The following is a 20,220-nucleotide window of genomic DNA, read 5'->3' on the forward strand; positions in this document are numbered from 1 at the left end:
TATGATAAGTTCATTGTTTGAAACAAATCGATATATGAATTAGAACGATCTCATGGCCACGCTCAATTATAATCACCTCCGCTACTTCTGGGCCGTCGCCCATGAGGGCAATCTCACCCGCGCCGCCGAGCAGCTCGGCGTGTCCCAGTCCGCACTCTCGGTCCAGATCAAGAAGCTCGAGGATCGCCTTGGCCAGCCGCTGTTCGAGCGGCGCGGTCGCAGCCTCGTGCTCACCGAGGCCGGGCGCATGGCGCTCGACCGCGCCGATGCCATCTTCGCCACAGGTGACGAGCTGGTGGCGCTGCTCGGCGGCCGCGACCATGCCATCCGCCAGGTCCTGCGCGTCGGTTCGGCCGCCACGCTGTCTCGCAATTTCCAGCTCGATTTCCTGCGCCCGCTGCTCGGCCGTGACGATGTCGAGGTGGTCGTCCGCTCAGGCGGCCCTGCCGATCTGCTCGCCGCGCTCGAGGCGCATCGCCTCGACGTGGTGCTGGCCACCGCCGCGCCGATGTCTGACGCCGCAACCCCCTGGATCTCGCAGCGCATCGCCGAGCAGCCCGTGGGCTTGATGGGCACCCCCGCCCGCCTCAAGGATCCGGGCGCGCCGCTGGCACGGCTGCTCGCCGATCATCCGCTGGTGTTGCCGCCGCTTGAAAGCGCGCTGCGCCAGTCGATCGACACGCTCTGCAACCGGCTCGGCGTGCAGCCCCGCATCGCCGCCGAGATTGACGACATGGCGATGATGCGCCTGCTGGCGCGCGAAGATGTCGGCCTCGCCGTCCTGCCGCCGGTCGTCGTCAAGGACGAGCTGGCCGCCGGCCTGCTGGTCGAGGCCGAAGCCCATCCCGGGCTGAACGAGACCTTTTACGCCATAACCCTCAAGCGGCGCTTCCCCAACCCGCTGCTCCGCGAGCTGATGTCCTGACGCGGCACAGTATTATCCACGAGCCGGACAGAATGATGCGATTTGACCCGTGGTCCGCATTATGCCGAGATGATGCAGGCTCAGTCAGTTCAGGGGGCGAAAATGGCAAAATGGGTTCATAACAGGTTGAAGACGTCCCTGCTGGGCGGTCTTTGCCTGGCGCTGGCGGCCTGCAACAGCGCGCCCGCCCCGCAGGACCTTACGCCCCAGCAGCTCGACGCCAAGCGCGCGCAGTTGGCCACCATCCTGGCCGATCCCAAGGCCCGCACCCGCCTCATCGCCAAGGTGATGGGCTCTACGGTCGAGGACGAGCGCCACGCCTTTCTCAAATTCCACATCTTCGGCTATGCCGGGGACGGCAATCTCATCCCCTTCTTCTCGATGAACAATTACATCATCCAGAAATGGGCGCCGGGCGAAGACGGCACCTTCGAAGTGCAGCATTATGAAGTCGCTTATTATTCCAAATTCGACACGGCCGAAGCGATCAGCGAATGGGAAAACCCGCTGACCGGCGAAACCATCAAGCTGCCGCATCTCGTCCTCGGCCCGGTGCCGCGCTCCTATGGTCCCGACATCGGCAAGGACCCCGGCAGCTTCGCGCCCGACCCGATGAATATCACCATGATCGGGGACCGGGTCTATGTGCCCACACTCACCCGGCTCACCAACGGCAACATGTTCGCGCCCGAGGAATGGGGCCCCTATTCGAGCGGCGCGACCACCTTCTGGGATTCGATGCTGGTCTTCTCGGCGGATATCGAAGACGTGCTGGATGAAACAAAGACTCATGTGCCGGCTGAAATCCACATGCAGAACATGGTCAGCTGGGCGCCCTATCTGAAGCTGGGCCAATCACCCGGCCGGACCATGGTGCGTGCTTATGGCCAGCATATCAACGGTTTCGACGACCTGCCCGAAGAGGTTCGCGCCAATCTCCGGACATACACCCCGGAGATCTTCGACGTCGACAGCTGGACCGAGATGCGCCTCGACGCCATCGACTTCGCCCGCGAGCTGGCCGAGAAGCGCGAGGCCGGCACGCTGGATATCGACCAGCCCGACTATGTTCCGCCCCGCATCAAGCGCTTCGATGAACTCTCGCAATAGCCTGTGGTCCGCCAACAGTCATGCATGATCAGCATGGATTATGCCTGATTTGGCACTACCCCGCGCAGCTTGAAGACCGTTACCAATGAGCCTTCAAAGGGGGGTGGTTGAGATCATGGCCAGACTGTCGGGTGTTCCGGGATATGTCCTCGCCGCACTGCTGCTCGCCGGCTGTGCCACCAGCAAACCGGACGCGCCCGGCGACACAACGGCCTTCAAGGACTGCTCCGACTGCCCGGAGCTGGTCGCCATTCCGGCCGGCAGCTTCGCCATGGGGCGCGACGGCGGCGAGCCAGACCGCTATGATGGGCCGGTGCGGGACATCGTGATCGAGAAGCGCTTCGCGCTCGGCCGCACCGAGGTCACCCAGGCCCAGTTCCGCGCCTTTGTCACCGCCACGGGCTATAAGCCCGCCGCCACCTGCAACGTCTATTTCGACGGTCGCTGGGGCATGCGGGACTGGGCGGATTGGCAAAGCCCCGGCATTGGCCGCCCGCCGCGTGATGATGAACCCGTGGCCTGTGTCTCATGGAACGATGCCACCGCCTATCTCGCCTGGCTCTCGGACAAGGCTGGCAAGCGCTACCGGCTGCCGAGTGAGGCCGAGTGGGAATATGTCGCCCGCGCCGGCACGCGCGGCACCTTCCCCTGGGGCGAGGATCCCGACCTCGGCTGCCGTGAGGCCAACATGTTCGACAAGAGCGGCGGCACCGATGTCAGCATCAAATGGGACCATGCGGACTGCGATGATGGCCATGTCCAGACCTCGCCCGTTGGCGCGCTGACTGCGAACAGCTTCGGCGTTCACGATATCCTCGGCAATCTCTGGGAATGGACGCAGGACTGTTACGTCCTGCCCTATCCCGCCGATGGCCCGCGCGATGGCAGCCCGGTCGAAGTGGCGGGCGAATGCGCCCGCCGCACGGTGCGCGGCGGCAGCTGGGAAACCCGGCCGAGCCGCTTTGCGGTCGCCTTTCGGGGCCGTGACAAGCCCGATCAGGCCTTTCGCACCTTCGGCTTCCGCGTGGCGCGCGATCTCTGATCTGGCAAGGGGTTCAAGACCATGCTGACACGCCGCAATCTCCTCGCTGCCGCCACGCTGGCGGCAGCCACGCCCGCGCTGTCCCGCCCCGTTCCAGGCCTAGAGGATATCGATTTCAACGACCCGGCGCAGAATTTGCATCAGATCATGCGCGTCTTCGGCGATGCCGCCGGCGGCGACGTGCTCTATTGGTTCCACGGCTGGATCTACGCCATGATCCCCGGACGTCGGCCGTTCCCACTGGTCCATTTCAATGGCATCAATGCCATGCGCTTCACCAGACGCCCTGACGGCGCCTATCAGAGCCGCCATCACAGCATGAGCTTCATCGAAGACCCGGTTACCCAGCAGCTGCTCGACAGCTTCCAGAACCCCATCACCGGCAAGACCAACAGCCCCAAACCCAATGTCTTCAACGGCAGCGAGTATGAATATGCGCCGGCTGGTACGCGCATGATGCGCGGCAACGCCTCAAGCATCACGCCCTTTCATCCCGGCATGTGGAGCTTCGGCGCCGGCCACGCCTGGCTGACCATCGATCGGCCCTATTCAGAGGCCTTCGGCTATCCATGGGCGGAGGCGCGCACCTATATGGTCAGCCTCGCCGACCTGAAAAACCCGGCCATCACCAGCCTGTCCAACACCCAGCACAGCACGGTCACCAACCCTTTTCCGAAGTGGATGGAGATGCCCGACGCGGCCGGCTTCGCGCTCTGGCAGGCCAATGGCCGCAAGCTCAGCAGCGTCAGCGACCTGCCCGCGTTCCTGCAAGAGCGGTGCGAGCGCTACATGCCGCAACTCAAGGATTATGACGTCTTCTGAGCGTAACGCCGGTTCAGAGACCTTCCAGAATGGCAAAAGCCTCGCGCTGCCCGCTCTCGACTGCAGCCTCCATGCCCGCTTCGAAGTCGCGCGTATGCTCGCCGGCAAAGCGCAGCCGCTTCTGCCATGGCATCGCCATGGCCGTGCGCAGCGACGCCACCTGCCCCGGCGCAAACACATGCTTGTTGCCACGAATGAACGGATTATCGCCCCAGCTGTACATGCCCACCGCCTTGAGCGCTCCTCTGGTCGAGGGCCGCACCTCGGCAAGCCGGTCCAGCACAAAGGCCATGCGCTCCCCCTGCGGCAGGCTGTCGACCGCCGTCGCCGCCGTCCCGTTCAGCCAGACATCGATCCAGCTGACCTTGCCGCTCCTGTCATAGTTGGCCATCACCCGCTCGATGATCCCGTCCGAGATCAGCCCGGCAGGCGCACCGTCCATCTCCCAATAGGGCGCAGTCGGGCGACAGAAGACATGCGTCGTGGTCGTGTATGAGGCGTCGAGCACGGCGGCCAGCTTGCGTTCCCGAAGCGGCGGGTTGATCCGCACGCCGGCCAGCGCGCTATAGGGGATGGTGCAGACCACCGCACGCGCATCGATCCGCTCGCCGTTGATCAGCTCCACCGAGGCCCCGTCGCTGCGCACATCGATCCCGGTGACGATCGCACCCGTCCGGACATCGCCCTTGAGCAGGCCGGCAATGCCCTCGATCAGCCGCGACGTGCCGCCCTTCACATATTGGTAGCTGCCGTCCCGGCCGGCGGCATAGACTTCGCGTGCGGTGTCGCCCTGTGTCGGCAGCGCCAGCCGGCCGAACTCGCGCATCTGGAACAGCGCCGATGTGCGGGAGAGGCTGACAGAATTGGTGGTGATGTCGATCAGCCGCAGCGCTTCTTCCGAAACGCCGCGCGCGCGCAAAAAGCTGTCGAGCGGCACATCATAGGCCAGAAGCTCATCGCTTGCCCAATTCTCAAGGTCGGTGATCTGGTTGAACGCCTGCACGAACTTGAATTCGATCTGCTCGGGCCTGAGCATCCGCTCGCTGTCCGCCAGCCGGTTGGCCGGCGATGTTGCCCATTTGTCGGTCGGCACAAAGGCGCCGTTGATGTGATAGCTGAACAGGTCCCGTCCCGGCGGATTGATCAGCTCCACCCCGCCGGCCGCGGCAAGGCTCCGCAGCCGCCCGTAGAGCGGGCCGATGGTGGTGGCGCCGCAGTCGACATGGCCTTCCCCCGTGTCCATCGTGTAGCAGCGGCCGCCCAGCCGTCGATCGCCTTCAAGCAGGATGCAGCGCTGCCCTTCGGCCTCCAGCATCTGCATGGCGGCCAGACCGGCCAGCCCGCCGCCGATGATGATCGTGTCCGCGCTGGTCTGCGCCCAGGCGGCGCGCGGGGCGATGCCGCCAATGAAGGGCGTCGCCATCGCGGCACCGAGCAGCGTGCGCCTGTTCATCGAAGACGGTCGGTCATCACGCATGGTCCTCTCCCCCAAGCCGGCCCGGCGGTCAGGCCTTCTTCATCGCCGCCGCCATCGCAATGGCCTCGGCGATCTGCTGATAGGTGCCGCAGCGGCAATAATTGCTCATGCCAGCCCGGATCTCGTCCATCGAGGGCGCGGGATTGGCTTGCAGAAAGGCTGTCGCCGCCATGATCTGGCCCGGCTGGCAATAGCCGCACTGCGGCACATCGCTCGCGTCCCAGGCGGCAATGACGGGGTGATCCGCGATTGCCGCCAGCCCCTCGATCGTCTCGATCCGTGCGTCTGCGTCCACTGCTTCGATCGGCATGGTGCAGGCGCGCACCGCCGCTCCATCGATATGCACAGTGCAGGCCCCGCACTGGCCGATGCCGCAGCCGAACTTCGTGCCGGTGAGGCCGAGCGTGTCGCGCAGCACCCAGAGCAGGGGCGTATCGGGCGCCACCGAAACGCGCCGCTTTTCGCCGTTCACGCTGATCTCCAAAGTCTCTGCCATATCCCGATCCTAGACCGTCACGCTGATGCCGGCGGCGCTCACCGGCAGCGCCCGCAGCCGCGCGCCGCCCGCGGCTGCAATGGCATTGCAAAGCGCCGGCGCAATGCCCGGCGTGCCAACTTCGCCAACCCCGCCGGGTGCATCATGATCGCCAATCAGTTCGACCATGATCTCCGGCATGCCGGCGGGCGAAAGCGCGCCCAGATCGACAATGCCCGAAACGCTCGCCTGCCCCTCGCTGAACGACACCTTGCCATCAAGCGCCGCGCCAAGACCGAACACGATCCCGCCAATGATCTGCCGCCGGACATTCTCGGGCTCCAGCGCCAGACCGCAGTCGACAACCGCAGCAATGCGCTCGATGGTCAGTGCATTGTCCGTCAGTCGCACGCTGACGCCAATGGCGCACCAGCTTTCATAGCCCGCCGAAAGGGCGATCCCTTGGCCCATGCCCGGCTGCTTGGGCTGAGGCCAGTCCATCACCTTGCCGAGCGCGATCAGAACGGCGCGGGCGCGCGCATCGTCCAGATGCTGTAACCGGTAGGCCAGCGGGTCGTTGCCGGTCAGCGCTGCCATCTCGTCCATCGCGGTCTCGATGAAAAAGCAGGTCGGCGCATGCGCCACCGAGCGCCACCAGCCGATCGGCACCGGCAGATCGACCGCCCGCGATTCCAGATGCACCGCACCGACCGCATAAGGCAGCGGCTTCTGCAGCGTGTTGTCCGGCGCATCGGCCTTCATATAGGGCTGCCAGCGCCGGGTCAGCGATTGCCCGGCCACGACATTGGACCAGCTGGTGATCCGCCCGCCATCGTCGAGCGAGGCGCGCACACTGCCATGAACCGCCGGGCGATAGAAATCATGGCCACCGTCCTGTTGGCGGTTCCAGATCACCTTCACCGGCGTGCCGGGCACCGCCATGGCGGCCTCGATCGCCTGCTGGGCGAAATCGGTGTTCCATTTCCGCCCGAAGCCGCCCCCAAGGAAGGTGCGATGAATGTTGATCTGCTCGGCCTTCAGCCCGGTCAGCCGCGCCGCCATGTCGGCCACCGCCTTGGGCGCCTGGCTCGGCACCCAGACACGCAGCGCATTGCCCTCAAACAACGCCGTGCAGGCCAGCGGCTCCAGCGCCCCATGCGCCAGCCACGGCACGGTGTAGCGCGCATCGAACAGGCGGGCGCCGTCGGCCGCCGCCGCCACGGCCGCGCGCGAGCCCTCAAGTTGCGTGCCGCCGCCCACACCGGAAAACAGCACGGCAGGCGCGCTGTCATCGGCAAGCGCCTCGGCGATGCGCCCTTCCAGCGCATCCGACGAGGGCAGGGCGGCTTCGGCTGATTTGGGCGCATAGCTGATCAGGCGTGCCGCTGTCTGCGCGGTCCAGAAGTCGGGCGCGATCACGGCATGGCCACCGAGCACCGGCGCCACAGTGCGCACACCCGGCGCCGCCCGCGCGGCCTCAAGGCCGTCGGCATCGAAATCGCCCCAGGCCGCGTCCGGCATGGCCAGCGCCGCCACCATCATGCCCGGCATCCGGACATCGATGCCAAAGACGGCACTGCCTCGCACCTTGGCCGCCGTTTCCTTGCGCGGCAGGTCGCGGCCAAGCAGCGTCCAGTCGGCACGCGGCTTCAGCGCCGGCTTCACGGGAATCGGAAGTCGCACCGCATCCCCGGCCAGTTCGCCATAGGCCAAAGACTTGCTGCCATGCCGGACAAGGCTGGCCGCCGTGGTGCAGTCGTCCGGGCTCACCCCCCAGCGCGCGGCGGCGGCGGCCACCAGCATTATCCGCGCTGCCGCCCCGGTCTCGCGCAGGATCGGCCAATAGCCCCGCACCGCCTCGCTGTTGCCCGTCGTCTGGCTGCGCAGATGCGGGTTGGCCATGTCCGGGTTGGCGCCCGACAAGATGATGTCGACATGGGCCCAGTCAGCATCCAGTTCCTCGGCCACGATCTTGGCCAGCGCGTCATAGGTCCCTTGGCCCATTTCGGCATTGGGCGTGCTGATCTCGATCCTGCCATCGGGCCGGATCGACAGATAGACGCTGAACGTCCCGCTGCTGCCAGCTGCCGTCTCTTCGGCCAGAAGCGCAGGCTTTGCTGCCAGGCAAAGCCCGCTGCCCCCCACCAGCTGCAACAGGGCGCGCCGTGACAGCATCGGCTCCTGCCCCCTCATTCGGCCACCTTCGGCTTGCGCGCCGACGCGATATACCAGCACACATAGGCCGGCCCGGCCTCTCGGCTGAAGCCCGGTGCCGCGCCGCGCGCGGCCTTGTGCGCCGTCTTCTGATAGCCGCAATGAATGTCGGTGAAGCCGGCCTCGGCATGAACGGCGGCAAAGTCGGTCTTGCACGCCCCGCGCCAGAACGGCTCGCTATTGTGCATGACCTCGAAATCAGCCCGCACCTGCCGCCACAGCGTAATGTCCTCATAGCGCGCGGGCACTTCGAGATGGATCACCACGCCGCCCGGCTTGAGCAGCCGCCAGGTTTCACGGGTGATATTGCGCACCGCGCGATGCGACGTTTCATGGAGCATCGCGCAGGAATAGATGAGATCGAAGCTGGCGTCGGGAAAATCGGTCGCCTCGCCGTTTTGCTGGCTGAAATGCACCGTCTGGCCCAGCGCTTCGGCGCGGGCATGGGCATAGCGCAGCACCGGTGCGCCGATATCGATGCCATGAATCTCGCTGTCCGGAAGATAGCCGGCAACCGCGCAAATGCTGTTGCCGATCGTGCAGCCGATTTCCAGCACAGCGTCGGGCGCCACATCGGGATAGACTTCGAAAAGGTGCGCCATCACGGTGTGGCCGCGCAGGTCGTTCATCTGGCTGCCGTTGCGCCCCCGGTGATAGGTCACGGCGGCCCGCTCGAACACCGCGCCCTGCCGAACATCATCGGGCCTGTATTCCGCGAAATAGCTGCCCGGCATCCGGTGCGTGTCGATGGCCGAGAGATAGCGCGGCACCTCCAGCGTCGGGTCGAGGCGCAATGACCCGCGCGGCGACGTCACGCGTGCCTTCTCCACCAGCGTATCGATCTGCCGGTCAACACAGGCACCGACATAGTCCCACATCAGATCCTGCGCCGTGCGAGCCAGCACCACCCAGGCCTGATAGTCCGGCATTGTCTCGAGCCGCCGTCGGGCGGAGACATGGTCGACCTTCGCCCCCTCGCGCTCCAGCGCCGGCACCACCTCTTCCGTCAGCCGCGCGGCGATCACCGGCTCGACCTGCTGCTGAAGAAACGCCTTCAGATCGACCACGAAGTTTTCTGCCGCCACCTCGTCATGACTGGCATCAGCGAGCATGTCATGGATCTTCGCCGCAGGGGGCTTCGGCATGGGCTGGGTCGCCACCGACATCAATCCTTCTCCAGCGTGCCGACAAAGTCTTCATATTGCCCAGTCGGAATCCGCGTCTTCCTTGCTGCCCCGCGATCAAGAAAGACCCGGAAGACATTGCCGATCAGGCGCTGCCGCACGGACTGCCGGGCCTCCTGCGCAGCGCCGTCGGCCTCGAAGCGATCGACCTCCTCAGGGCCGAAGCCACCTTGCGCCTTTGACAGCCGCTCATGCGCATCGACACGGTCGCGCAATATGGCCACTTCAGCGGTCAAGGCCGTCACCGCCGCCAGCAGTTGCGCACTCACCCCGTCGTCGTCGATGCGGAACTCCGGCCCCTTGGCAAACCGGGACTTCTCATCGGCGGTCATGGCAAACGCCCCGCGCCTTTGCCCAAGGTCAGACGGGATGCGCACACAGCCCCTGACCGGCGCAGACAGAGAGGCAATGGAACCATTGCGTGAGACTATCGGCCCAAGCCGCGAGGTGCCACCGAAACAATCAGAAAAATCCATGCGCTTTACGCATGAAACCTGCGTAAACTGAAATGTGGCGACCGGGAGCAGGCCTTGAACATCAACCATCTTCGCTACTTCATCGAAGTGCTGCGGCGCGGCAGCATCGGCGGCGCGGCGCAGGATCTCGGTATCACCCAGTCGGCCCTCACCCGCAGCCTCCAGAAGCTGGAACAGGAACTGGGCTGCGAACTCCTGGAGCGGGACCGGCGCGGGGCCCGCCCGACGCCGTTTGGCGAGACCTTCCTCGATCATGCCCGCTCGATCATCGCCGAACTGGACCGGGGGGTCGAGGCGTTGAAGTTGATGCAAGGGCTGTCCGATGCGCAGGTGAAAATCGGCGTGTCGCCCAATTTTCTCAACTGGATCGTGCCCGATGCCGTCGCGGCCATGGTCGAGCGCTACCCTGGCATCAATTGCCGGGTCTCGACCGCAACGCTGGAAGACCTGACCATTCAGCTCAAGCGCTGCGAGATCGATCTTGCCTTCTGCCAATCCTATCTGCCCATGCAGGTGAAGCGCGGGCGTGCCGACCCTGACATCAAGTTCGAGACCCTGATGCGCGCGCGCTCAAGGGCCTATGCGCCAGCCGCACACCCGCTGGCCTCCACGGGCCGGCGCAGCCTTGCCGACGTCGCCGCCTCGCGCTGGGTCGTCCCCTATCAGCTGTCGCTCTCCTATCGGTTTGAGGATGCCTTCATCCGCAGAGAACTGAAGGTGCCCGTCCAGAGCATCAACAGTGCGTCCATTCAGTTCTGCAAGGCCAGCGCCCGCCGCCTGGGCCTGCTGCTGCTCATCCCCGAACATCTGATGCGCGACGAACAGTCAGCCGGCGACATGGTCGCGCTCGATATCCCCGAGCTCGAGTTCGAGCATGACGTCGGCCTGCTGACGCGCAAGATGCGCAACACGCCGCCCGCGGTCCGCAGCCTTTCGGATGTGTTTCGCCAGCTATGCCTTGGTGAGCCGCATTCGCAAGAGGCCCCGCAAGACCGCGCAAAATGTATGCGTGAAACGAGTTTATGCATGCGCTTTTCGCATCAAGTTGCATGGCCTATGGTGCAGCGGGGCGACCTCATCTAGCTTGCCAGCGAGGAAGCTCTGTGATTGTGACAGGGCTTGGGGAACATCATGTCGCAAGGCGTCGCAATAGCAGCACCGCGCAGCGGGGAGGCGGGCCTCACCCATTCGACCTGCTTCAACTACGGGGTCGGCACCATCGCGCTGGCCATCCTGCTCAATACCGTCTCCACCTATTTTCCGGCCTTCATGAGCACCGTGCTCGGCCAGACCCCAGCGCTCGCCGGCTTGTTGCTCACCGGCTCCAAGCTCTACGACATCATCGTCGATCTCTTCGTCGGCAGCCGCATCGACCGGGCCAGCGCCAACAGCGGCACCCGCCGCCGGCTGATGCTCATCGGCGGCCTCGGGTCCGGCCTCGGTTTCATCCTGCTGTTCAGCGTCAGCATCGAGGATCAGACATGGTTGATCATCGCCATAGCAGCCCTCCTTGTCGGCTATTCGACCGCCTATTCCATGTTCAACGTGCCCTATGTCGCGATGGCGCCAAGGCTGGCGAACGATTATGATGATCGCACGCGGCTGATGTCGTGGCGCACATTCTTCAGCGCCGCCGGCCAGCTGACCGCGATCGCCGGGGCGGCCACCTTGGTCAAGATGGGTGACGGCGGGGCTGGTGGCTATCAGCTGATGGGCGGCGTGCTCGGCACGATCATCATCGTCAGCATGCTGTTCACGACCTTCACGGTCGGCGGCGCGGCCGAAACGCCGTTGCAGGACGAAGTCGCTGGCGCCCCCGCGCGCGTCGGGTTCCTCGTCGCCATCGGTCAGATCTGGTCAAACAGGCCCGCCATCCTGCTGCTCAGCGCCAAGACGCTCCAATATATCTCGCTCTCCTGCAACATCAGCACCGGCCTTCTGTTCAAGCTCAACGTGCTGCGCATCGGCTATGAAGGTCAGGCTGAGTTCGGTCTCGCGCAAAACCTGACCATGGCCGTCTCCATGCCGCTCTGGTTGGCCGCGGGCCGCCGTTTCGGCAAGCGGAACTGCTATCTGTTCGCCATCGGTCTCTACGCGCTGGTGATGCTCAGCTGGCTGGCCGCAGACGCCAGCATCGGGCCGGTCGGCCTGCTGGGCCGGGCCAGCCTTCAGGGTCTGGGTGCGGGCGGCATGATCCTGATGAGCCTCGCCATGCTCCCTGACGTCATGGACAACGACGCCGCCCAGAACGGCCGTCGCCGCGACGGCATCTATTCCAGCGTCTATGCGATCATCGAAAAGGCCGGCTTCGCCATCGGCGCCGGCCTGATGGGCGTCTATCTCTCCGCCTCCGGCTATGTCGCCACCACCCGGGGCCAACTCGTCGAGCAGGCGCCCGAAGCCATCCGCGCCCTTTATGCCGGCAGCGCCGTCTTCCCGGCCATCCTGCTGACAGCCAGCTTCATCATCATGCTGTTCTACCGCCTCGACAAGCGCACACTCGACACGACCAAGGCATCAGGAAGCCGGCCCAGGCCCTGATCGCCCGGCAGCGATGATGCCCTCGGGACCAAGGCAGTTACAATGAAGATCGGGAAAATGGTGGACGCACTAGGGCTCGAACCTAGGACCCGATCGCCGGGGCCGCATCCTTTACAGCGAGGGCGGGCGCGTCACTGGCAAGCGGGCGGGGTGGACGGAGAACTTGGGCGCGACGGCGCGGCGGTTGGCGTCCTAGGGGGGCGGGGGCGGCATGCTTTATCGCGACTGGCTGGCTGCCGAGTTATTGAAAGCCTTTACGCGAGCGCGGGACTCCAGTTACCCTACTCCGATAAGATGAATAATAGGCGCTGCGCGGGTCGGGAGCGGAGAGATGACTATCAGGCATGCATTAATCGTCGGCGTCTCAACGCTTGGGCTTGCTTCGCCATCGTTTTCTCAAAGTCGAACGACTTGTTACAATGTCGGGTTGAACGTCGTTTGCGACAGCGACAACGGCTCGAACTGGCAGGCAAATCAATATCCCCCAGTCCTAGTGCCAAACTTCATGGAATCTTTTCAAAGGGGGCAGGCAGAGGCGCGGCAACGACAGATGGAACAGCTGGAAATTGAGCAGAGACAGCAACAGTTGGCCGAATCCCGCGCAGCGGCGCAAAGGGAGCAAGCGGCGGTGAATCAAGCCGAGAACGAAAAGAGGAACGCGATTGCTAAACGGAACAGGGTGCAAACCACCGTCTCTGACTACCTCAACATTGGATGGTGTGACGCAGCTATAGACGCAGCCCTAGATGCGGGCGAAATTGATATTGCCGCTTCTGCTAAGTCGTTTTGCGCGGCGAAGGACTAGGCTGAGTAGTGACGTTGGAACCTAGTTTCTTGACACCCTAACGCACGCGCATCGTTAGATTATAAGCGTATATACGCGGTCCAGCCCCCTGCTGTCCATGTCGCCCGCGGTGGCGGGCAAAAACTTCATGCGTCGTTTATCTGGAAACCGGCGGTGGTATGCCTATTTAACGCTACTACAGTTTTTGCCAGCGTATTGCCCGACCAATACACCTAGTCGTGTTGCCTGTATGATACGCGGCCTCTCACGCGCGCGCGATGCTGATGGGCAGTAAGCCCCAAAGTCGAATCAGAAAGCCCCCTGAGCTTGTCGAGGCCATTAGCGCCTCCCGCCAAGCCAAAGCCCGCTGGCGGCGCTGACGGCGGCTTTCATGGTCCTCGCTTGTATGTCTTGAGATGTTGATCTCGATGCTGCGCGGCTTCAGGTGACTGTGTAGCCGCCATCGATTGGAACATCGGCGCCGACGAGAAAGCTCGCCTTGTCTGACAATAGCCACAGCGCGAGGTTGGCCACTTCTTCCGGCGAACTGCCTCGCCCGATTGGGTGCATCGCGATGAAAGCGTCCCGGGTTTCCTGCGTAAAAGACGTCTCGGTCATGTTTGTGATGACGTAGCCGGGGCTGATGGAATTGACCCTGATACCGCGGGACGCGTATTCGATCGCAACCGCCTTTGTCAGACCAATGACCGCGTGCTTTGAGGTTACATAAGCGCAAATTTCAGGTAGCGCCGTCCGCCCAACCACAGACGCCGTATTGACGATCGCACCGCCACCCCCGTGCAACATATGCGGCAATTGCGCCTGCATGCAATTGAACACGCCCATGAGATTGACGTCCTGCACCCTGCGAAATTCCTCTTCGGGGTAGCCGACAAACGCGGCCCCCGCCCCCACGATGCCAGCATTGTTATGGGCAACGTGCAGTCCACCGAAGCGTTCAACAGCCGCCTTCACTGCACCATCGACGTCCGCCCGCCGCGCGACATTGCCAACGCTCACCGCAACAGACCCGCCTTTTCTTTCGATCAGTCCGGCGGTCTCCAGCAGACCCTTTTCGTCCAGATCCATGATCATCACGCTGGCCCCGGCACCGGCCAGAGCAATTGCTGACGCGCGACCAATGCCGCTCGCAGCGCCGGTCACAAAGGCAACTTTATCTGTCATGTCAGACATTCGACATCTCCCGGGCTTTTCAGCCGTGTTGCCAGCTTGGCCATATGTGCTCAAACAAGGATCATTTCGGTCAGCAAGGGCTCATCGGCGCGAATTAACAGTGCTTTACTTGAAGCCCATCGCGAATGCCGAAATGCGCGCATTATCTAATATCGGATGCTTAGAATCGATGCAATGCCGATCTGCGCACTGGCGGCGCGACCGTGTGGAAACCGGCGCTTCAAAAAACTTTGGCTGGTTCGGCAATGTTGCCCAATCTGTTGCCCAGCGCCAACAAGGTGAAGCCGAGCAAATCGAATAGGCGGCTAATAAGTTGTTTTATTAGGGGTTTTTGGTGGACGCACCAGGGCTCGAACCTGGGACCCGCTGATTAAGAGTTTGATCAGGGGGCCATTTTTGGGATGTTCAGAGCTGTTCAAATTTGTCTAGAAACGGTCGGAGATATGCCGACTAATATTATGATATAACGTCGATATTAGTCGTCGCTTCCTGTCAAATTTTGTTCACCAGGGTGCGATTTTGACGAGCGTTGTCCTTCCGCAAAGTGGAGCCTATATGGAGCCTATAGCGAAAAGGCATTGGCGCGAATTATGGTGAAACCGCTTAACAGGCAGGCAATCGAGACACTGATCACACGGGCTCGAACGGTCAAAGGCAAGCAGTTGGAGCTCGCTGATGATCGCGTTGCGGGGTTGCGCATCCGGGCCGGAGAGCGTTCGGCCACATGGCTCCTTTGTACCCGATTGCGCAATGGCAAGCGCACCCGGATCAAACTGGGAGCCTGGCCGGGCATGGGCCTTTCGGACGCGCGAGAGGCAGCACGGGTCAAGCACATTGAAGTTGTCGAAGGTGTTGATCCCAACGAGGAGAAGCGAGAGGCGAAGCGCGAAGCAATCCGGGCGGCGCGAATGCAGCGCAAACTCTCTGATGTTCTTGACGATTACGAACGCCTGAAGCTGTCGCAACTGCGGCGCGGCTCGCAATGCCGCCGCGCCCTCGACGGAAAGTCCGGGGTGCTGAAGCAATTCAGTTCGAAAGACATCACATCGATCACACGGTCCGACATCGTGGATGCCGTACGCAAACATGCGGAGAAGGCTCCCATGGCTGCGAACCGCAACTTGGCGTACGTGAAGGCCTTCATGAACTGGTGTGTCGATCAGGAAATTGTGGAGGCCAATCCGGCGGCGAATATCAAGAAGCCCGCCAAGGAGCGCACCCGCGACCGTTTCCATTCGCTCGATGAGCTGCTGGAAATCTGGAATGCCATGGGAGAGCTCGGATATCCCTTTGGCCAGCTGTATCGCTTGCTCATCGTGGTACCCATGCGCCGCGAGGAAGTGGCCGCGATGCCGGTCACCGAACTCGACCTTGCCGCCGATGGTGATCCCGATAACGCCGTCTGGACGTTGCCGGGTCACAGAACCAAGAGCGGGAACTCACTTCGAGTCCCGCTATCGCCGCTTGCCGTGTCGTTGATCAAAGAAGCGCTGGCCGCGTCGGATCGCCCGAAGGACAGCCCGTTCGTCTTCAGCATGACCGGCGATACGTCAGTGTCCGGTTATGCCAAGGCCAAGCGGCGGCTTGACCGGATCATCCGCGATAGGCGGATTGTTGCTGCAAAGAAGGCTGGCCGGGAGCCGGTCGACATGGAGCACTGGACCATCCATGATCTTCGAACCACGTTCAGCACATTGGCGTGTGAGGTTCTCGGCGCGGACATTGCAGTGGTGGATCGCGTCCTGAATCACGTCGCCACCGCAACCACCTCGAAGATCATGCGGGTTTACAACAAGTCCGAGCTGTTTGACCGGCGCAAGCAGGTGATGCACGACTGGGCCGCAATGATCGAACGTGAGGCGGCGGAGAGGGCTGAGCGCCTGCGATCCGGTGATGATGCGCAGCTTGAAATGGCGCTACTGGCTTGAACGTTGGGAGGGCTTCTAAGCCATGGAAGCACTACGGCCAGCAGGGTGTCTGCGCAACATGGACCAAAAATGCCACTTTTTCAGGCTTTTCGAGCTGGTTCCGGATTCTTGCTACCACATACTGCGATGCGACATCCAAACCGCCGCTATCAGATACGGTCAACTTAGCTGACGTCAGGCTGAAAATCCACGTGCCCCACCAGTCGATTTTTGGCAATTTGGTGCAGGGCGGTTCCCATGGCTTAACATGACTTCGCGCGCAAACTCAGTTGACCGCCCCTTATGTCAATGGATCATTGAGGGACCCGGCGAGGCTGGCGAATTAAAGATAAATCGTTTTCTGAGAACAATTTACACAGCTCCGTCCATGCTTTCGACCGAACTTTCATAGCCTGCACCTCTCGGTCGTTCATCCATTTTGGTGGTTGGACGGCATCTAGCTGGCATCTGAAATAATCTGTCCTTTTGTATTCGGGCGTATTATATCTGATTTCATAGCCAGCCTCCTTTAGCAATGGCAAGAGCTCGGAACATCGTTCGCGCCTATTCGCCAAGGCTCTGTCAATACTTAAATTTTCGCTAGTACCTTTGGGTTCTTTTGCTAATTTCTCCACTGCAGGGCATGCAACTGCCATATACTCTAAATCTATGGGGAGCGGACCAAAAACATAGTAGCCCGAATCCAAACAAGCCTGTTCATCAACATCCTCCATCCAATCATAAATACTACCATCCTCGAATTCTTCAGATAAAATTCCGATTCGAGCTGAATTTATCGTATCGCGTAATGCTTCCTGCCTGCCTCTGCCCCACGGCATGCACATCGCCTTCTTGTAATTTTCGGCGAACTCTTTTTTTGCTAGGTCTCGATGGTCATCTAAGGTCGTATCGGAACAACCCGCCGATAAAAATAGCAGCGAAAATATTATGTGAATGCGCAAGCTCGCCTCCAAATTCTGATCAATTATGTTGTCGGCTGAATTTCATCAGGCCACGGGGCTCGCGATACGAGAGCCCATGAACGTGGGTTTGACAAAGACGCTCTTGCATCAATCCCAATGAGTAGCCCCAACGGCATTGAGGTCCTTGCTGGTTGACGATCAACGAGGACTAGCAGGGATAGCGATCCCTAATGTGGTCGTTGTAGTATTCGCCCTTGGAGAGGGCATTGCAGAGGCCGGTGAACACATGCTCCGGCACGTTGCAGAAGTTGTAGGGCTTGCCCTCTGGGAACCAGATGATGAGTTCCCGTGTCGCGTGGTTATACTCGGCGCGCTTCACGGCGCTGGAATTGAAAGTTGGCATTGCGAACCCCCGTTACGGCGATGCGGGGATATTGCCTCACAAGGCTGTGTTTGCAAATTATACAATCGCCTTGCGTTTAGCGGCAAACATGGAGGCAAGCCGATGCCCGGAAAATTCGAAATTGAATATGGCATTCATGGCGCGGCGGTCGCTGCATCGGTTAAGCGTCTCACGGTGAACTGCTTGGCAGATGAGGAAATTGACTTCGCAATTGACAGTCTCATTGCCGATTTGGAACGCTGCCGCAGCGAAATGAAGCGCAAGGCTATCAAGGAGAAAGATGCGATCATTCGCCAGACGTTTGATGGGGGCTGAACGACCGAAAGAAAAGTCGTGCGCCGGTTATGTGATGTATACGGCGTCGCCGGGCGCTAAGCGCCCGGCTGCACCTCCTTGGCCTCGTCATCGAGCGGCGTGCGCAACACGATCCGGCCATTGATCGGCACGACCTCGAGCTGGAGCGACAGGCCCTTGCGGTCGCGGTGGAACCATGCGGCTCCGACTTTGGTCCAGAAGGCTTTGTCGCCGCGATTGCTGACATGCCAGGCGATGAAATCCGGAGCCTTGGGCTCGGGCGCGGTGGCGGGTGCGGGTGCTTGGGACGTGCGGGCCATGAGATGTTCCTTTCGTGTTGGTGGCTCGTTGCACCAGACAGAGAGGCCGCGCGGCAAAGGGCGCGGGGTCATGTTCAACACGGGTGACTGCAAGGAACCGGCGCGGGCCGGACATTGACCCTCGCCCGCGTGCGGCCAGTGCGGGTGCTCAGAACGAAACCGCCACACCGATGGGAAGGGTAGGGCACTGCCGCCTCCCAGCCCGGCCATCAGCATCAACTCCGTATTGCAAAATGCGATACATTGCGCTAGAGCAGCCTCAAGGAGATTGACCATAGCTCACTCGACACAGCGCAAGGATCATCCGCTTTCGATGCGGCTTGCCGATGCCGACATTGCGATCATCGACCGCGCGGCGAGCCTGCGCGGGCGGTCACGCACGGAATTCATGCGCGATGCAGCGGTGCGGACGGCAGAGGAAGTGATCATGGAGAACACGCTCATTCGCATGTCCCCCGAAGGTTTCGCCGCCTTCGTCGACATGCTCGACCGCCCGGCGAAGCCGGTGCCGGAAATGGTCGAGCTGCTGAAGCGGCCTGCACCCTGGGAATCAAAGCCTGCTGCCGAATAGGCTGCCGCCGTGCCAATTTCCGCACCAGAGCCGCTCAGCGAAGCGCATGATCTTACGTCATTCTCGTGCGGCAAGCCGTCGCTCGACAACTGGCTGCGCACCCGTGCGCTGTCGAACCAGAAGAAGGGTTTTACCGCCGTCATGGTGGTTCATGATACGGGGAAGGTGATCGGCTTCTACGGCCTCGCGCCAACCGCGGTTGTCCCCGCCAGTCTGCCGCGTGCGATCCGCACCGGTCAATCGCCAGATCCTCTGCCCTGCCTGCTGCTGGGCCAACTGGCGACCGATGCGCAATGGCGGGGCAAAGGCATCGGCACCGGCCTGCTCAAACATGCTTTGCAGCGCTGCGTCGAAGGCGCAGCGCTGATCGGTGGCCGGGCGCTGATCGTCAACGCGGTCGATGAGGAGGCCGCGCAATTCTGGAAGCGGCGCGGGTTCTTGCCATCGAAGGACGATCCGATGGTTCTCGCGCGCTCGATTCTCGACATTGCCGCATCGCTCGAAGCCAGCGCCGCGAAGGGCTAGCCCCGCAAAAATGCCGCAGCTTCAGAACAGGGACAGCTGCGCCTCCTCGCCTGCGACGAAGGTAACAGGCGGACCGGCCATTAACAGTTCCCGTCCGGCGTGACGCACGACGATGCCGTCATAAAAACCCGCCTGATCACCGCGCGCGCGATCGCCATCGCGGCACCGATCATGATAGCTGCGCGCAGTGCCACCATAGAGCGATGGGTGCACGAGCCGGTAGGCCTCTGCTTCCGCAGGACCTGTGCCAACGCAGACCCAGAGCTCCCCGGCGTATCGGAATGGCTTGCGGATGGGTTCCCCCATGCCGATGCGGTCGGCGCTGTAGCTGGCCCGAATATCGCCTTCGCCAATCTGCTTGTCGGTGGCGTGGCACCACGCACCGAACGCAAGGCGCGACGGTTCGACCGTGTGGGACAGGCCAGCCATATCAGTACTCGCAGGCCAGCATGATGGTCAGCACCCGCCGGGTCACGGCGGGATCGGCGGGGTCCTCGCTGCCAAACCGCAACGCGCGATCATAGGCATCGATCTTCCAGAACACGGTCTCGGCAACATCAACGGGCCGCGAAGTCGACCAGACACCGTCAATCCCCTGATAGACCGCGCCGAAGTCGCGCTCGCCATAGGGATCATTATCGGGCGTGAAGGCATCGAAGGTCTCGACCAACTCGCGCAGCCGCGACTGGTCCGCCTCGGGCAGGGCCCGAATACCTTCGGTCGCCACCACCACACAGGCAATGCCCATGGCGCGCCGCGCCCGATCATTGAGCCGCGCAATCCGGTCGGCCCGCGTCAGCACCGCGCCGCTCATAACGCGATACTCCCGCCACACTCGCACAGCCGCACCAGCTCGCCAAAATCCTCGCGCTCGCCAAGCTCGTCAGCCAACTGCTGCACCGCCACCAGCGGCAAGCCATTGTCATGCGCCAGCATGCGCAGCCAGTCCTCTCGGCACTCGGCCCCGCATGCGCGGTAATTCAAGGTCAGATCTCCCATGGTCCAAACTCCATCCGGCAAAGCCGCATCCGTC

The 20,220-nt window shown here is 62.4% G+C and carries 23 protein-coding genes; 11 read left to right on the top strand and 12 right to left on the bottom strand.

Features of this window, described 5'->3' with window-relative positions; translation table 11 throughout:
- Positions 1-52 precede the first annotated feature (52 nt).
- The 4 genes from ACMVO5_RS00580 to ACMVO5_RS00595 all read left to right on the top strand — a co-directional run bounded on the left by ACMVO5_RS00580 (position 53) and on the right by ACMVO5_RS00595 (position 3,899).
- On the top strand, positions 53-925 hold the full coding sequence (locus ACMVO5_RS00580; RefSeq protein ID WP_416908152.1) for a LysR family transcriptional regulator: 873 nt from the start codon (positions 53-55) through the stop codon (positions 923-925).
- A gap of 126 nt (positions 926-1,051) precedes the next feature.
- Positions 1,052-2,035 (top strand): DUF1838 family protein, encoded by a 984-nt coding sequence (locus ACMVO5_RS00585; RefSeq protein WP_416908153.1) that lies wholly within the window; start codon positions 1,052-1,054, stop codon positions 2,033-2,035.
- Between the two features lie 115 nt (positions 2,036-2,150).
- Positions 2,151-3,077 (top strand): formylglycine-generating enzyme family protein, encoded by a 927-nt coding sequence (locus ACMVO5_RS00590; protein WP_416908154.1) that lies wholly within the window; start codon positions 2,151-2,153, stop codon positions 3,075-3,077.
- A gap of 21 nt (positions 3,078-3,098) precedes the next feature.
- On the top strand, positions 3,099-3,899 hold the full coding sequence (locus tag ACMVO5_RS00595; RefSeq protein ID WP_416908155.1) for a DUF1838 family protein: 801 nt from the start codon (positions 3,099-3,101) through the stop codon (positions 3,897-3,899).
- 13 nt (positions 3,900-3,912) lie between these two features.
- Here ACMVO5_RS00595 and ACMVO5_RS00600 read toward each other — a convergent pair whose 3' ends face one another.
- The 5 genes from ACMVO5_RS00600 to ACMVO5_RS00620 are packed head-to-tail and all read right to left on the bottom strand — an operon-like array spanning position 3,913 to position 9,581.
- Positions 3,913-5,376, bottom strand: coding sequence for a flavin monoamine oxidase family protein (locus ACMVO5_RS00600; RefSeq protein WP_416908156.1), 1,464 nt, complete (start codon positions 5,374-5,376; stop codon positions 3,913-3,915).
- A gap of 28 nt (positions 5,377-5,404) precedes the next feature.
- Complete coding sequence (locus tag ACMVO5_RS00605; RefSeq protein WP_416908157.1) at positions 5,405-5,872, bottom strand: (2Fe-2S)-binding protein; 468 nt, start codon at positions 5,870-5,872, stop codon at positions 5,405-5,407.
- A 9-nt stretch (positions 5,873-5,881) separates the two neighbouring features.
- Positions 5,882-8,044, bottom strand: coding sequence for a molybdopterin cofactor-binding domain-containing protein (locus tag ACMVO5_RS00610; protein WP_416908158.1), 2,163 nt, complete (start codon positions 8,042-8,044; stop codon positions 5,882-5,884).
- Entirely contained in the window at positions 8,041-9,231 is a 1,191-nt protein-coding gene (locus ACMVO5_RS00615; RefSeq protein ID WP_416908159.1) for a class I SAM-dependent methyltransferase, read from the bottom strand. Before ACMVO5_RS00615 ends, ACMVO5_RS00610 begins: the two co-directional genes overlap by 4 nt.
- Entirely contained in the window at positions 9,231-9,581 is a 351-nt protein-coding gene (locus ACMVO5_RS00620) for a hypothetical protein (protein ID WP_416908160.1), read from the bottom strand. Before ACMVO5_RS00620 ends, ACMVO5_RS00615 begins: the two co-directional genes overlap by 1 nt.
- A 198-nt stretch (positions 9,582-9,779) precedes the next feature.
- Between ACMVO5_RS00620 and ACMVO5_RS00625 the strand changes: the two genes are divergently transcribed.
- The 3 genes from ACMVO5_RS00625 (at position 9,780) to ACMVO5_RS00635 (ending at position 13,071) form a co-directional block, all read left to right on the top strand.
- A complete protein-coding gene (locus ACMVO5_RS00625) occupies positions 9,780-10,808 on the top strand; it encodes a LysR family transcriptional regulator (RefSeq protein WP_416908161.1) in 1,029 nt (342 codons plus the stop codon).
- Positions 10,809-10,856: 48 nt separating this feature from the next.
- Positions 10,857-12,266, top strand: coding sequence for an MFS transporter (locus ACMVO5_RS00630; protein ID WP_416908162.1), 1,410 nt, complete (start codon positions 10,857-10,859; stop codon positions 12,264-12,266).
- A gap of 331 nt (positions 12,267-12,597) precedes the next feature.
- Entirely contained in the window at positions 12,598-13,071 is a 474-nt protein-coding gene (locus ACMVO5_RS00635; protein ID WP_416908163.1) for a hypothetical protein, read from the top strand.
- Between the two features lie 420 nt (positions 13,072-13,491).
- Here ACMVO5_RS00635 and ACMVO5_RS00640 read toward each other — a convergent pair whose 3' ends face one another.
- On the bottom strand, positions 13,492-14,244 hold the full coding sequence (locus ACMVO5_RS00640) for an SDR family NAD(P)-dependent oxidoreductase (protein WP_416908164.1): 753 nt from the start codon (positions 14,242-14,244) through the stop codon (positions 13,492-13,494).
- A gap of 590 nt (positions 14,245-14,834) precedes the next feature.
- Between ACMVO5_RS00640 and ACMVO5_RS00645 the strand changes: the two genes are divergently transcribed.
- Positions 14,835-16,172: a tyrosine-type recombinase/integrase gene (locus ACMVO5_RS00645; RefSeq protein WP_416908165.1), complete on the top strand. Its 1,338-nt coding sequence runs from the start codon at positions 14,835-14,837 to the stop codon at positions 16,170-16,172.
- 293 nt (positions 16,173-16,465) lie between these two features.
- On the opposite strand, the gene ACMVO5_RS00650 is transcribed toward ACMVO5_RS00645, so the two are convergent.
- Both ACMVO5_RS00650 and ACMVO5_RS00655 read right to left on the bottom strand, forming a co-directional pair.
- Positions 16,466-17,113: a hypothetical protein gene (locus ACMVO5_RS00650; protein WP_416908166.1), complete on the bottom strand. Its 648-nt coding sequence runs from the start codon at positions 17,111-17,113 to the stop codon at positions 16,466-16,468.
- A gap of 169 nt (positions 17,114-17,282) precedes the next feature.
- Positions 17,283-17,453: a KTSC domain-containing protein gene (locus ACMVO5_RS00655; RefSeq protein WP_416908167.1), complete on the bottom strand. Its 171-nt coding sequence runs from the start codon at positions 17,451-17,453 to the stop codon at positions 17,283-17,285.
- Between the two features lie 126 nt (positions 17,454-17,579).
- Here ACMVO5_RS00655 and ACMVO5_RS00660 point away from each other — a divergent pair, with 126 nt between their 5' ends.
- The gene (locus ACMVO5_RS00660) at positions 17,580-17,792 is read left to right on the top strand and encodes a hypothetical protein (RefSeq protein WP_416908168.1); all 213 of its coding nucleotides are present in this window, start codon (positions 17,580-17,582) and stop codon (positions 17,790-17,792) included.
- Positions 17,793-17,848: 56 nt separating this feature from the next.
- On the opposite strand, the gene ACMVO5_RS00665 is transcribed toward ACMVO5_RS00660, so the two are convergent.
- Positions 17,849-18,091 (bottom strand): hypothetical protein, encoded by a 243-nt coding sequence (locus tag ACMVO5_RS00665; RefSeq protein WP_416908169.1) that lies wholly within the window; start codon positions 18,089-18,091, stop codon positions 17,849-17,851.
- A gap of 268 nt (positions 18,092-18,359) precedes the next feature.
- Here ACMVO5_RS00665 and ACMVO5_RS00670 point away from each other — a divergent pair, with 268 nt between their 5' ends.
- Both ACMVO5_RS00670 and ACMVO5_RS00675 read left to right on the top strand, forming a co-directional pair.
- The gene (locus ACMVO5_RS00670; protein WP_416908170.1) at positions 18,360-18,662 is read left to right on the top strand and encodes a DUF1778 domain-containing protein; all 303 of its coding nucleotides are present in this window, start codon (positions 18,360-18,362) and stop codon (positions 18,660-18,662) included.
- 9 nt (positions 18,663-18,671) lie between these two features.
- Entirely contained in the window at positions 18,672-19,187 is a 516-nt protein-coding gene (locus ACMVO5_RS00675) for a GNAT family N-acetyltransferase (RefSeq protein WP_416908171.1), read from the top strand.
- 21 nt (positions 19,188-19,208) lie between these two features.
- Here ACMVO5_RS00675 and ACMVO5_RS00680 read toward each other — a convergent pair whose 3' ends face one another.
- The 3 genes from ACMVO5_RS00680 to ACMVO5_RS00690 are packed head-to-tail and all read right to left on the bottom strand — an operon-like array spanning position 19,209 to position 20,186.
- Positions 19,209-19,616: a hypothetical protein gene (locus ACMVO5_RS00680; protein WP_416908172.1), complete on the bottom strand. Its 408-nt coding sequence runs from the start codon at positions 19,614-19,616 to the stop codon at positions 19,209-19,211.
- Between the two features lies 1 nt (position 19,617).
- Positions 19,618-20,001, bottom strand: a complete 384-nt coding sequence (locus ACMVO5_RS00685) for a DUF3768 domain-containing protein (RefSeq protein WP_416908173.1) — start codon at positions 19,999-20,001, stop codon at positions 19,618-19,620.
- Positions 19,998-20,186 carry a hypothetical protein gene (locus ACMVO5_RS00690; RefSeq protein WP_416908174.1) on the bottom strand — a complete coding sequence of 63 codons (189 nt, stop codon included), beginning with the start codon at positions 20,184-20,186 and terminating at the stop codon, positions 19,998-20,000. The genes ACMVO5_RS00685 and ACMVO5_RS00690 overlap by 4 nt, the downstream gene beginning before the upstream one ends.
- Positions 20,187-20,220: the final 34 nt, after the last annotated feature.

Origin of the sequence: Polymorphobacter sp. (assembly GCF_048007885.1) — a bacterium.
Lineage (GTDB): Bacteria > Pseudomonadota > Alphaproteobacteria > Sphingomonadales > Sphingomonadaceae > Sandarakinorhabdus.